A 12727-nucleotide genomic window follows, 5' to 3' on the forward strand; every position below is an offset into this window, starting at 1 on the left:
TATTTATGTTGGCTGAATTAGCCTGGGATTTGCGATCTTAGGGCCTTTTCGTACCCTTCGATCACAAGCTGGAGACCCTCTGGTGGCTCATTGCCTTTAAGGGTAATTTCGATCGCAGTATTAGTGCTTTTATGGTCGCAGTTAGTTAACAAACCACGCTTATTAGAGTTGGCAAAAGCCACCATAAGCTCATTATCTTCGTTGGTTGTGACATCCAATTCTGCTTTAAATTTTACTTCTTGAATTCTCGGTGAACTGACAGGGGAAAGGGTGATTAAAGGGACATTCACCATCACGGTTTCGACTCCCTTTTCAGTTCGACTTGGAAACGCCATGGCGACCATCTTGGGTCTATGGGTGACATATGATTCAGGTGCAACACCTTGGTCATCTATATCCAGCTCTTCGTGTTTTATTGCATCAAAGAAGGTCTCTATGTGCTTAACACCTTCTGCTTCGACAGCTTGCGCTGCACTGTGAATACTTTGGTGGATAGCGTTCATTAAGGCTTTAAATTTAATCATGGCAAACTCTTTTTTTGGTTATAGGGCCCACGAATAAATCACCTGTTCTCAGTCATATTAGGTGATGCTTTTATCCTCACCTTGAAGTGAGATAGCTTATTCGCAGTGTCTTTTAGGTTTTTGATTTGTACCGAAAGATTAACCAGAAGACGCTGAGATAACGCGGCAAGAAAAATGACAAAACCTGTCAAAACAAGGGTCTTTTAACCGCTTTCTTCTCCTTATTTATGACGCAGTAGATTCGGGGGAGTGAATATCAAGAGAGATGGGGATGTGACCAAAAACTGCCTTAAATTTGTAAGAATAGCCTGCAAAAATAATGCGTTTGGACGAGTAAGTCTTGGACTTGAGTGAGATGTTTAATGGGGAAACGCTGTGAAATATAGCGCTATTAAATATAGATAAAAGAGGGAAGCGAGTTATGGAATCAAATACGATCAATAAACTAAAACAAAGCATCTATAAACATCAATTCAGCCTAGAGCAGGATCGCGCTTTATCCGCCTTTTCTGAAGTGAGCTTGAAGCTTGCTGAACAGTTATTGAAGGATAATGCCGACGGGATAAACCCCAGTGCGTTTACTGCATGGTGGCAGGCTAATTATCGTCTATATGCGAATCAACAAATGATGATAACTGGGCTAAATTTTAAGGGAACAAGTTCAAATGGTAGCCATCCTGAGGAAGATGAATATATTGAAATAACCAACCAAGGCCCAGCTATTCTCGATCTAGGTGGTTGGTCCATTGAAGCTGGCCCTAATCAAACTATGACCTTTAAAGAAAAAACTATGATAGCAAGTGGTCAGAGTATTCGAGTTTATACGTTTGATAAGGGGGCGTTTTCATTTAAAAGTCACCAAGCCATTTGGAATAATCGAGGGGATAAAGCCAAATTATACGATCAAGATGCGACCTTGATTAGCCAGTGGTGGTATGGCCGTGAAGCTGAGAAAGATGTCTATATTTCTCATATTGCTTTTGATGGCAATGATAGATATTCAGAAGGTGACGAGTATGTTGAGATCACTAATTTGAGCCCTGCTTGGGTGGATATCTCAAGTTGGGTTTTAGGGGGTGGGCATGCAGATGATTTTGTCTTTTCAGAAGGTAGTCATATTGCACCTTTTGGCAGCATACGTGTGTATACCAATAAACTCGATGCTAGAACAGGCGGCTATTCATGGGATAGCAAGCGAGCTATTTGGAACAACCATGCAGGGCATGCTTATTTAAATGGGTTGGGGCAACGAACAGTCAGTGACTATCACTATGGTAAATAGCACTAACAATTAGCGTGAAATAAATAGCACTAAAATAAATAGCGCCATAAGAGGCAAGGCCCCAAACTCACTCTGCTTGATTTGGGGCAAAAAGTCAGAATTTGCGCCAAGTAGTTAATCTTGTATGGCAATAAGGTAAATGGACTCATTCTTAGAAGGTTCACCTTATGTCTAATGCATCATCAATTAACAATATGCCGATTAATTCATCTTCAATCGATCTGAGCGTGAAAGAAAGATCAAATTACTATCAGCTACTTTTTCCTTATCTAGAGTTAGAGAATGGCCCTAAAATTACTCAGTTAGAATTGGATAATAGCTTTTATACCTGCCCTGATAGCCTTAATGAAAATGCTACATTCCAGCAATGGGAAAAAGCGAAAACTGCTGGGGATAGGGCTCAGGCTCAAGCCTCTGCTGTGAGTTACATTAATAGCGCAGACTTTATTCGATACCCTCAGCAATTATCTTTGCCTTTAATTAAATTATTAGATGAAGACTTTTCTCGATTACAAAGTCGTGAGGATCTAATTAGTGTAATTGATCGACACTTTTCCTCTTCGGATAACTTAGTTGAGTTTCTTGCCTCTCCTGACTTTCAAGAAAGCCTTACTCGTATTTGGCTAAGTTGTTTTTCTCTCATTATTATTCTGGACTATGAAATCAACTGGCTTGATCAGTTAATTCGTATCTTAAAAAGATTAAACTTCATAGATAAAGCCTTGGGCTTGATTAAGAATAATCAGACTTGGTCAGAATTTAATACTGAACTTTGGTTGAATGCTGATCTTTTACTGCCTCTTAGTGTCTTCCCTTTACCTTGTTCTGGAATAACAGATGAGGAGAAAAGTACAGTAAAAGTCAAAGCTGACACGTCCATATCTTCAAGCCTGCCTGCATCGGGCGTAAGACCTTATGCCATAGGGACGTTACACAGAATAGAGTACAAGTTAATTGGCTACGAACTAGGAGAGTTGCAAAAAGTAGAATCTGTTTTATCCGGTGAATCACGAGAGAGCCAATTGGATTTTACGTTTAAGTCTGACTCTCAGTTGAGTATGTTGCAAGAGAAGCAAGCTTTAGATAAAACACTGGCGTCCCATAAAGAGCAAGATTTATTAGCCCATGTACAACATACGCTTGCTGACAAGCAGGTGACTAATACGCTAGATAAGTATGCCACCCAATATATCGCCACATCAGCGAACGCCAGCACATCAGGAAGTTGGACGATTGATGAAAAACCTAGAGGGGGCGATAACCAAGCGTCGGCGGACTTTATTAAAGATGTATTGGCTAAAACTGAACAGAGAGTGTCTCGTCATGTTAGCCAAGTAAAACAGGTACAACTTAGTTATGAGCAAGTTAATAAGGAAAGTCAGCGTTTTCATAATGACAAAGATCGACCCCTTAATGGTTTTTACTACTGGCTAAATAAGCGTTATCGGGTACAGGCTTTAGAATCTCAAAAACGTTTGATGATAGAGATAAACTTAGACCTTGGTGGTGATGAGCTACAGCGAGAATTGAAAAAACTAGTTCAGTTAGATCAGGCTAAACCAATGAGTTTAAGTGAGCATGGGGTTAATCAATATTCAGATATCTTGATTGAACTTCCTGATACTTCGAATGTGCAGACACATCCTCAAGAAAGCGCGAATAATACGTCTCATAATGTTAATAATAACCTTGATACCAGTCTTGATGATAAGGGCGAGAACTATGCGGATTTATCCTCAGCTTATTATTTAAATCTTTATCAAGCATATAACTTAGACTGTATTGAACCTGCCCCAAGGTTAAAGCCTTCCCTTAATAAGAGTATTCGCTCCCAGTTAGCATCCTCTTCACAAATATTCACTATCCCTAAGGGGTATTCTGCTAAGAAGCTAACAGTGAGTGCTTTGGTGGCAGATTCTGTAACAGGGCTAACTATTCTGTTATTGGGTAAGGTTTATCCAATGCATTTATCAAACGGACAGACTAATCAAACAATTGTATTAGAAGGAGAGATTGAAGAAGCGATCGAGGTTTCATTCTTAGCAAATCTTGAAACAGGCGTTTGTCCAAATACAGGTGCAAAGCAAAATTGTAGTGGTAAACAAGCCGTTAGTATCAGTGCCCATACACAAGTCATTAGCATGAACTTGGAGCTGGCCTTAACACAAGAGCGCTTAAATCAATGGCAACTTAAAGTTTATGAGGCATGCCAGCAAGCGTATCGGTTGCAATGCGCTGAATATAAAGTGTCTTTAGAGACGTTAAAAGGCAAGCTAAAAGAAGAGGATAATAAAGTCACTCTGAGTTTGATTAACCGTGAGCTGATTAAGATGAGTATTAAAACTTTATTTGATCACAGTATGGTCTTTGTACAAGGGGTTGCAGGTGAACCCAAGGACTTGTTTGCTTATCAGCAATACTTTGATTACATCTTAGAATGGGATCAACTTTATTGTAAGTTGATAAACTATCAAGCATGCAATACTCCTGATTCTGAAACAAACGAAACCAGTGACGTAAATACTTCTAAGCGCGACATTTCTACGGCAGATTCTTCCGTTTCTGCATCACAGATATCTTCTACTACAAGTGTGGCATCTTCTTTAAAAGAGAAGGCTCAGAGTGATATTTCTCATGAAAAGGCGCTAGAAACACAAAGTTTACCTGTTTTAGCTGAGTTAGATTCAGAGCTCTATTTATATCGTTTTATCAAAGCACAAGAAGCCAAGCTTCTTATTCCTGTGAAACCAGGTTTTGAAAAACGTTTTATGTACTTCTATGAAACTGGGCGAATTTGGCATGGCCAAGAGAGTTTAGTACCGATTAACCAGGGCGCTTTAGCCTTGATTAATGATTATAAAGGGTTACGTAATCATTTAGAGGGAGAGAAGCGAGTGAAAGATTGGCAGGTGTGCTTACCGACTGTGATGTCTGTGATAGACGAAGATACAAGCTTAGATAATATTGCGAGCCATTTAGATAACAATCGTTAGGCATGAAAGCTAAAGGAGTAAGTTAGCATGGAGAAGAAACACGAGTACTCACAACACGCCCCCAGCGCTCAACATCCTGAACTGCCTGAATTAGTGCCACCTGCTATTATGGGAGATGCTATGCCGGTTGGCTCTGTAATCGCTTTTGCTGGGGAAATACGTACTTCAGGTGATAGGCCTCATGAAACGAATTTACCTATGTTTAACTGGCTTAAGTGTGATGGATCAAGCTTAGAGATTGCTCAGTACCCTGAACTATTTTCTGCGCTAGGTTATCGTTATGGTGGTAGTGGACAAAGATTTAATCTACCGGATTTAAGGGGAGAGTTTTTACGAGGTGTGGATGAGGGCGAACGTCATAAAGGGAGTCTAGATAACAGAGTAGGGGCGAGAAATGGTGAGAAAAATGGTGTTGGTTCAACCCAAGGTTTTGCTCTTGAAACACATGTCCATGGTTACCAGAAGCCAAAAGAAGTTGTACCTGTAATTGCTGAACCTGGTGTCTCGACGACGCAAACACCCTTGATACCCGCAGATACTTCAGAGCCTAAAAAATGCTCAGTTAGTCAATATGAAACCCGTCCAGTTAATACCTTTGTCTATTGGTTAATTAAAACCAAGCTCTAACAAGCGATTTAAGCGTCCCATAAGAAAGTCCAGTTACTCTCTTGTTTACAAGATATGAACGGCAATTGGTTTGTCAATTTAGTAAATAGGAGAGGCTTCTAATGCAAAACACACATTCTATTCGCTTGGTGAAGGCCCACCAGCATACACCTAGGGTGATTCACTGTAATGTTTTTGATGAAGTATTACGTGAAGTGCCTGTTTCGGTCGCTTTTTATTATAAGAAAAATCTAAAAACAGAAGAGCTCAAATTCGCGTTAGAGGCCGCTCTTGAGTCGTTTGATATCTTTGCTGGTAGGCTAAGTTATCTTGATGGTGACTTTTGTATTAATTGTCGTAACCAAGGGGTTAGCTTTTCTACCCAAACCCATGACTTTGAAATGACTCAGCTATTAGCTAATCAATTTGATAGTCAAAATAATAAAATACTATTTGATCTAATTAACCCTAAAACAGTGATTAAAAAGCAAGAAGCAGTGTTAACCATCAAGGTAAATTATTTTGAAGCTGGTGGTATGTGCCTAGGGAGCCTGCGATTAAGTCACCTCTTCTCAGTCTTTTCAGAAAACGTATCACACAAGGCGTTACTTTGACGTAATGTAGGTACCTTTCGAGAAGTGACAACACAGGGTGTTACTTTTTCTGAAAGACCCGAAGGGCGTGGTCTAAAAGCCCTATCTTTATGTTGAGAACCTTATCAATAGAATAACTATTAAGTTGCGCTCCTCGCCATAAATCTAGCGGCTTTTATCCACACGCTGAGGCGGGAGGACTTATTCGCAGGTTCCCTAGCTTTAACTTGGCATCATGCGATTGGCGATATGCAGACTTTTATGAGCTTTATGCGTGCTTGGTCGGATCAATTTGCTGGGCGTCATTTTGTAACGCCTCTGATTGTACCTGATAGACATCAGTACCTGGCTCAGCACTTACCAATAAATAACAACCAAGATGAAGCGGCAGTGCGTAAAATTGGAATCGTAGAAGCCATAAAGCTAATTTACTACATGCAATGCAAAAGGAAGGCTCAAAGGTGGGTTCAGTTTTATTTTAGTGAGGATGAACTCAAAACTATGCATGAAAACTATCGACAAAGATCAGATCGTTTTTTTATCTGTTAATGATGCATTGTCTGCTCATATCTTATCTGTATTCACAGATACTCTTGAACATAAAGGCCAGTTATATCCAAGAGAAATGGATATGGCGATTAATTTTCGCAGTCGAGCCGGATTAGATAAAAGTTTAATGGGCAACATGGTTTCGACTGTCAAAATAAGCCACATTCCTGGTGACTCAGCAGTAAAACTAGCTCAAGGTATTCGTCATAAGGTTGAGCATTTTGAAAACGAACATTTAGATTATTATGCTAGCTTAGAGTATATCGAAAAGCATGGAGGGCGGGATAAAATAGTTCAGTTTATTCCTGATTGGCTTAACCCATATGGGAACTCTTTATTATTAACAAGTTGGGCTAACTTTGGAGTCTATGACATAGATTTTGGTGTTGAGAGACCATTTTACTTTGCCACCATGGGGCCGGCATTATTTCCATGGATTAGTAACATTGTTGAAGGGCCAAATAATACAGGGCTTTCTTATGTTGTTTCAGTGCCTAAAAGTGTGTCAGATGACACGATAAAAAATACATTGCTGGGCAAGATTAACCAATTTAGAAAACCAGATGAAGTGATTCCAGAGCTTGTACACTCACTGACTATAGGTTGATCTTGAAGGAAGGTGACAGACCCTTGTATAAGATGAACGTGAGCTAGACAGAGTCATATATACAAGGGGTCATATTATTTCTTTTGGGTGTTTTTTAACTGTTGACTCAGGTTTTCCATCAAGGCCTGTATATCTTGGCGTGATTCCTTAACCTGATCTAACTGTTCGTTAATATGTTGGTTAATTTCCTGGTATAAGCTACTTAAGTCGGCATTAATATTTTCAACCATGGCACTAAGATCTGCTGCTAACTCTGGCATATCTGAGTTAGCATCTGCTTGGTTATCGGTAGCTGATTCAGCATAACGTCCTGTGTCTTTATCTGTGTCTTTAGCTGCGTAACGATCACTTTCATCTTGAGATGGGGTGGTTTGGCTTTGTGCTGGAGCTGGGCTTGCGTTTGATTCACTCATACTTCTCTCCTGAAGGATGTCAGATTAATATTGGGTATTAAATTTCAACGTTATTTACGGCATATTATTTTTGTCACGGGCTCTACATATCTTTGTAAATTACGTGATATTAGGGTGCAGTGCTAAATACAAACCAGAAGCAATTACCCCTGCAACTAAAAGACCAAGAGATAAAACTAGCGCTTTTTTATTGAACTTAGGTAAAGCCTCTTTTATGTTTTTTGGCTCAACTTGATTTGAGATTCCATTGAAGTTCGCAGCTTCACTCTTTGCTTGAGCGGGTGGGGGTGACTCTTGCGCTGGATTAGCTGTAAAGAGGTTTGTGTTATCCACGGCTGTTAGCTTTTCATGTACTGCTTGTGCAGATTCAGCCGCTTTTTTTGACACCGTCGTTGATTCAGGGATCGGAGCACTTATTGGCGTGCTAGCTCTTGCCTGTAATATTCTTGCACAAGCATTCGTGATAGAGGTTGATGATGCCATTTGTGCATTCTGTTGTGATGTAATGGCATTTTGCATACCCCGAGACAGAGTATCTGCAAAGATGGTATCAACCATGGCAACTGAGTATTCTTCGCTCGCTGGGCTGACATTTGTAATTGGTTCGGCCTGATCTTTAGCCTCTTTTGTGTGTAACAAATCCATGATGAAGTCCTGTTATCTAAACAATATTATCCGTATGAGTTGTCTGTTATTTCGACTCAGTGACACTGGAGTAAAGGTCGATAAAATTACTCTTAGAGTCTTTTGCTTGAGAGTTTAATTTATCCAGTGCTTCTAGATATTTGGGGTCACCTGACTCAATAAAGTTTGCGAGTGCAACCCCGGCGGCAGTGGATAACAAGGTATTCATATCTCGCATTGTATTCGCCGCATCTTGTACCGCTAAAGCACCTGATTGAGCGAGCGATTTACTTGCAATAGACTGGGTTTTATCTTGAGTTGCTTCATTAGACATGGTGTTTTCCTTGTCATTAATAGTAAGAAATAGCGGTTTATTAATTTAATTTTTTGTTGGCTGTTTGTTTGAGCTCAACCTAGTCAAAGCTAGATAAATACACGCTAAGTAAGCTGCTGTGCTAAACCCAGCGTGTATTTATTGTGCCAGTCTAGCGACGCGGCGCAGCACCTTTATCTATGATTTGGCCAGATACAGTACCTGTGACGGCATTACCTGTATTCATCAAGGCGTTAATGCCTTGAACAGTCGCCGCTTGCCACATAACATTTGCTTGTTGTTGCCCTGTCGTTAGGTTTTGTGCACCAGCTGCAAGTGCTTGGCTAGTTGCTAGCATTAGGTTGCCCATCGCTGTCGCAGGGGTGTCACCAAGTACCTTAGTATTTACTTGAGTAACTGAATCTGTAATGGCTTCGTTCACATAATTTGGCATGGTTTTATCCTTAAAAACTGATTGAAAATAAAGCGAATACCCTGATTAGGGTATTCGCGAGACCAAGCTTAACCTCGGTCAATAATGTTGCCTGTCACTGTGCCTGTTACAGCATTGCCAGTGTTCATTAGGGCGTTAATGCCTTGAACAGTGGCTGCCTGGTACATAACATTGGCTTGCTGTTGGCCTGACACTAGGTTTTGAGCACCAGCGGCTAATGCTTGGCTAGTTGGCATCATTAGGTTACCCATAGCGGTTGCTGGGGTATCACCTAATACTTTGGTGTTTACCTGGGTGACTGAATCTGTAATTGATCCATCTACTGAATTTGGCATGGAATGCTCCTTAATTTAAAAAATGCGAATTAACCGCGGTCAATAATTTGACCTGATACTGTCCCTGTCACTGCATTACCAGTGTTCATCAGAGCATTTATGCCCTGAACAGTTGCTGCTTGCCACATCACATTAGCTTGCTGTTGACCTGTTGTTAGGTTCTGCGCAGAAACGCCCAATGCTTGGCTTGTCGCTAGCATAAGGTTGCCCATAGCAGTTGCAGGTGTGTCACCTAACACCTTGGTGTTAACTTGAGTGACAGAATCTGTGATGGCTTCATTTACATATCTAGGCATAACTTATTTCCTTATTTATCAGTGATTTACAAATAGTTAAAATTAACCTTTGTCGATGATGTTGCCTGTAACAGCACCTGTTACAGCGTTACCTGTGTTCATCAAGGCGTTGATACCTTGTACTGTTGCAGCTTGGTACATCACATTGGCTTGTTGCTGTCCTGCAGTTAAGTTCTGCGCTGACGCAGCCAAGGCTTGGCTTGTTGGCATCATCAGATTGCCCATAGCGGTTGCTGGCGTATCACCCAATACCTTGGTATTTACCTGAGTGACTGAGTCTGTGATTGCTCCATTTACTGTATCTGGCATAGTAATTTCCTTTTTTAAATGATGTGTCTAAACGAAATGAATAGACTGTCTTGCTTACCCACGGTCAATAATTTGACCGGATACTGTGCCGGTAACTGCGTTACCAGTATTCATAAGGGCGTTGATGCCCTGAACTGTTGCGGCTTGCCACATAACGTTCGCTTGTTGCTGACCTGTTGTCAGATTCATTGCGGCAACCGCAAGAGACTGACTAGTGGAAAGCATTAGATTGCCCATGGATGTGGCAGGTGTCATACCAAGGGTATTGGTATTTACCTGAGTAACTGAGTCTGTAATGTTTTCATTTACTTGATTCGGCATTTGTTTGCTCCTTGAAATGACGACTTATCTAGTCGGTTAGATTATCTACAACGGCACCATTTACGGCTGTGCTTGTCGTGTACATACCAGTACGACCCTGGGTACCAGACGCTTGTCGCGTAATATTGCCCTGCTGTTGGTTGGCAACAGCATTGTGTGCTGCAATCGCAAGGGACTGGCTTGTTGCTGTGATTAAGTTTGCAGCTGCATTTGATGAGGTCAGCCCTATGGTGAGTAGGGTGGTCTGTGCAACTGCATCTTCAATGGCATCTTGGCTCATGGTGACGTCCTTTTATTTAATAAGGCTATGATATTTTTAATAACTAAATGAGACTTGGGTAAACGAACTAAATATTCGTTATAAACTCTCTTTTAATTTATTTTTATATTCCCTAGGCGTCATCTTTGTGTATTTTTTAAATATTTTTTCGAAATGACTTAGATCTCCAAACCCAACTTCCAAAGAGCTTGTAGTGATTTTTTTATTAGGGTTTTCAGCAAAAGACTTTTTGATTTTTTCAATTCTTAGTTCGGCTAAAATCTGTTTGAAAGTCTTTCCTAGGTTTGAACGAAATAAATAAGATAGATGAGATGGGCTGACGAAAGAAAAATCAGAAAGATGCTGTAGAGTGATCTCTTTATGATAGTTTTCTGATAAATAAATCAAAGACTTCGACAGACCTTGATGAAGGTTCTTAATTTGACTGAAATCTGAATTAAATAAATTCTCAATTAGAATTTTATGGTTAATTGTCTCAATGTCTTCACTAAAAACTTCCGGTGCCAGGTTTTTAATGTCTTCAGGCCTTATATGGTGACCTTTACTGAGTACAATTAAACGTATGCCAATTCTTTCTAACTCAGAATAATTTTCTGGCCAGTGATGATTTTTCAAAATAGAGATGGCTTGATCTGTAAAATGCTTATTACCATCACTGTTTTCAGCAAGAAGAAAGTTCAGGATATAGGGGATGTCATTTCGTCTATCTTTCAGAGAAGGCATCTTGATTTTTAAGTAGTTAAACTCCCTTAATAAACTTTCTAAAAATCTATCTTTTTTTACTTCGTTAGCCAAATTTTGACTACTAGAAATAATATACCTTATGTCAGTCTTGTTAAGGCTTTTAGCTGTGTGGTCTATCTGACTTTTTGCACTAAGTAATTGAATTAATTGCCCTTGCTGTGCAAGTGGTAACCTTTCAATTTCACTGATGAAAAGCGTACCACCGCTTAACTTACCTAATAATTTAAGTAATTGAGCTTCAAAATTTTCAGGGTTAAGAGAACTGCAATTTAACTCATAAAAGCCATTTTCACGCCTTTCACTACTGTAATGAATTGCACTAGCGACGGCTTGCTTTTCACAGCCAGAATAGCCTTCAACAATGACTGGATGCTTAGATTTTGAAGCATGTTTGATGAAGTTTTCGATATCTAAAATATGATCGCTAGAGCCAATTAGCGCTTGTCCTTTACCCAGATGAAAGCGAGAAACTTGGTTAGTAATGTGTCGGCTTACAAGCAAATCAACTTTTTCAAAAACCTCATTTAGCCTTGAGCTTTCTAAATAAGTTTCATGAAAGTCAATATAGCCAATTGGTTTTTTGTTGTAATAAAAAGAATGTTTATTTTCAAAATTTTCATTTATATTGCAGTTATCCTGGCTAAAATGTACAGTTGCTTTTTTAAGCTCTGACTCACCAAGTTTCTTATATATTATTGACTCTAAAATTTGTCTTTCATTTTTTCCTATTAACTCTTGGATATTTAATCGGTCCATCTCATACTCCATTTGATATCAGTTCCGGATATCAATAAAAAATTAATCAATGTTTTAAAATAATTCGCTAAAATCTATCCGGTATGTATTTTTAATACAGCGTATAAATATGCGCTGCGGTTAAATTGGCGGAATCAGTGAAAAACTGGTTGAAATCGATTTTTGTTATATTTGGTTTATATAGTTTTTATTGGTAGATCTTATAAAAGTGAGCCTGACTCACATTATCCTATAAGGAGGAAAAGCAAAGTTATTTTCTATATATTTTGGAAAAATAAAGTAAAACTCTGATTTTAAGTGGGATGGTTTGCTGGAGATCATTAAATAAGTCTAGGGAATTTGCGATTAAGTCCGCATGCTGAGGTGAGGGGCTTATTCGCCGGTACTCTAGGTATACGATTTGTCTAAGAGTAAGCAAAAGAAAGTAAACATAGGGTGAATAGATAGGGTATTCAGGTTGGAAAGTGCGTATGATTGGCTTTTTTTAAAAGAGTTTGAAAATGCAGCAAAATAATCCCCTTCATGGAATTAAATTAGAGCAGATGATTATTGCGTTAGAAGAGAGTATTGGCTGGCGCGAAATGGGGATTCGGATTCCTATTAATTGTTTTAGAGTGGATCCAAGTGTGAAATCAAGTTTGAAGTTTTTAAGACGCACGCCTTGGGCAAGAGAAAAAGTTGAAGCGCTATACCTTGAAATAATAGTTGGCCAATAGCTTAGCCATAGA

At 39.5% G+C, this 12727-nt stretch carries 18 protein-coding genes; 7 read left to right on the forward strand and 11 right to left on the reverse strand.

Annotated features, from left to right (window positions below):
* Nucleotides 1-17: 17 nt before the first annotated feature.
* Complete coding sequence (locus OA91_RS20520) at nucleotides 18-524, reverse strand: DUF2589 domain-containing protein (RefSeq protein WP_063339599.1); 507 nt, start codon at nucleotides 522-524, stop codon at nucleotides 18-20.
* 421 nt (nucleotides 525-945) lie between these two features.
* Here OA91_RS20520 and OA91_RS20525 point away from each other — a divergent pair, with 421 nt between their 5' ends.
* The 6 genes from OA91_RS20525 to OA91_RS20550 all read left to right on the forward strand — a co-directional run bounded on the left by OA91_RS20525 (nucleotide 946) and on the right by OA91_RS20550 (nucleotide 7154).
* Nucleotides 946-1806 carry a lamin tail domain-containing protein gene (locus tag OA91_RS20525; protein ID WP_063339598.1) on the forward strand — a complete coding sequence of 287 codons (861 nt, stop codon included), beginning with the start codon at nucleotides 946-948 and terminating at the stop codon, nucleotides 1804-1806.
* A gap of 167 nt (nucleotides 1807-1973) precedes the next feature.
* Nucleotides 1974-4799 carry a hypothetical protein gene (locus OA91_RS20530; protein ID WP_063339597.1) on the forward strand — a complete coding sequence of 942 codons (2826 nt, stop codon included), beginning with the start codon at nucleotides 1974-1976 and terminating at the stop codon, nucleotides 4797-4799.
* A gap of 27 nt (nucleotides 4800-4826) precedes the next feature.
* Entirely contained in the window at nucleotides 4827-5426 is a 600-nt protein-coding gene (locus tag OA91_RS20535; protein ID WP_063339596.1) for a tail fiber protein, read from the forward strand.
* A gap of 101 nt (nucleotides 5427-5527) precedes the next feature.
* Nucleotides 5528-6019, forward strand: coding sequence for an acyltransferase (locus tag OA91_RS20540; RefSeq protein WP_063339595.1), 492 nt, complete (start codon nucleotides 5528-5530; stop codon nucleotides 6017-6019).
* A gap of 228 nt (nucleotides 6020-6247) precedes the next feature.
* Nucleotides 6248-6547 (forward strand): hypothetical protein, encoded by a 300-nt coding sequence (locus OA91_RS20545; RefSeq protein ID WP_063339594.1) that lies wholly within the window; start codon nucleotides 6248-6250, stop codon nucleotides 6545-6547.
* Nucleotides 6504-7154 (forward strand): acyltransferase, encoded by a 651-nt coding sequence (locus OA91_RS20550; RefSeq protein WP_063339593.1) that lies wholly within the window; start codon nucleotides 6504-6506, stop codon nucleotides 7152-7154. Before OA91_RS20545 ends, OA91_RS20550 begins: the two co-directional genes overlap by 44 nt.
* A 74-nt stretch (nucleotides 7155-7228) precedes the next feature.
* On the opposite strand, the gene OA91_RS20555 is transcribed toward OA91_RS20550, so the two are convergent.
* From OA91_RS20555 to OA91_RS20600, 10 genes are all read right to left on the reverse strand, one after another.
* On the reverse strand, nucleotides 7229-7567 hold the full coding sequence (locus OA91_RS20555; RefSeq protein ID WP_063339592.1) for a hypothetical protein: 339 nt from the start codon (nucleotides 7565-7567) through the stop codon (nucleotides 7229-7231).
* Nucleotides 7568-7666: 99 nt separating this feature from the next.
* Complete coding sequence (locus OA91_RS20560; protein ID WP_063339591.1) at nucleotides 7667-8212, reverse strand: RebB family R body protein; 546 nt, start codon at nucleotides 8210-8212, stop codon at nucleotides 7667-7669.
* Between the two features lie 46 nt (nucleotides 8213-8258).
* Entirely contained in the window at nucleotides 8259-8525 is a 267-nt protein-coding gene (locus OA91_RS20565) for a hypothetical protein (protein WP_046019025.1), read from the reverse strand.
* 151 nt (nucleotides 8526-8676) lie between these two features.
* Nucleotides 8677-8958 (reverse strand): RebB family R body protein, encoded by a 282-nt coding sequence (locus OA91_RS20570; RefSeq protein WP_046019026.1) that lies wholly within the window; start codon nucleotides 8956-8958, stop codon nucleotides 8677-8679.
* Nucleotides 8959-9026: 68 nt separating this feature from the next.
* A complete protein-coding gene (locus OA91_RS20575; RefSeq protein WP_046019027.1) occupies nucleotides 9027-9293 on the reverse strand; it encodes a RebB family R body protein in 267 nt (88 codons plus the stop codon).
* Between the two features lie 29 nt (nucleotides 9294-9322).
* On the reverse strand, nucleotides 9323-9589 hold the full coding sequence (locus tag OA91_RS20580; RefSeq protein ID WP_046019028.1) for a RebB family R body protein: 267 nt from the start codon (nucleotides 9587-9589) through the stop codon (nucleotides 9323-9325).
* A gap of 42 nt (nucleotides 9590-9631) precedes the next feature.
* The gene (locus tag OA91_RS20585) at nucleotides 9632-9898 is read right to left on the reverse strand and encodes a RebB family R body protein (protein ID WP_009833203.1); all 267 of its coding nucleotides are present in this window, start codon (nucleotides 9896-9898) and stop codon (nucleotides 9632-9634) included.
* 54 nt (nucleotides 9899-9952) lie between these two features.
* Entirely contained in the window at nucleotides 9953-10219 is a 267-nt protein-coding gene (locus tag OA91_RS20590; protein ID WP_046019029.1) for a RebB family R body protein, read from the reverse strand.
* Nucleotides 10220-10247: 28 nt separating this feature from the next.
* The gene (locus OA91_RS20595) at nucleotides 10248-10499 is read right to left on the reverse strand and encodes a RebB family R body protein (protein WP_046019030.1); all 252 of its coding nucleotides are present in this window, start codon (nucleotides 10497-10499) and stop codon (nucleotides 10248-10250) included.
* Nucleotides 10500-10577: 78 nt separating this feature from the next.
* A complete protein-coding gene (locus OA91_RS20600) occupies nucleotides 10578-11999 on the reverse strand; it encodes a sigma 54-interacting transcriptional regulator (protein ID WP_063339590.1) in 1422 nt (473 codons plus the stop codon).
* A 500-nt stretch (nucleotides 12000-12499) separates the two neighbouring features.
* Between OA91_RS20600 and OA91_RS20605 the strand changes: the two genes are divergently transcribed.
* The gene (locus OA91_RS20605) at nucleotides 12500-12715 is read left to right on the forward strand and encodes a VF530 family DNA-binding protein (RefSeq protein ID WP_046019032.1); all 216 of its coding nucleotides are present in this window, start codon (nucleotides 12500-12502) and stop codon (nucleotides 12713-12715) included.
* Nucleotides 12716-12727: the final 12 nt, after the last annotated feature.

This window comes from Marinomonas sp. SBI8L (genome assembly GCF_001624705.1).
GTDB lineage: Bacteria > Pseudomonadota > Gammaproteobacteria > Pseudomonadales > Marinomonadaceae > Marinomonas.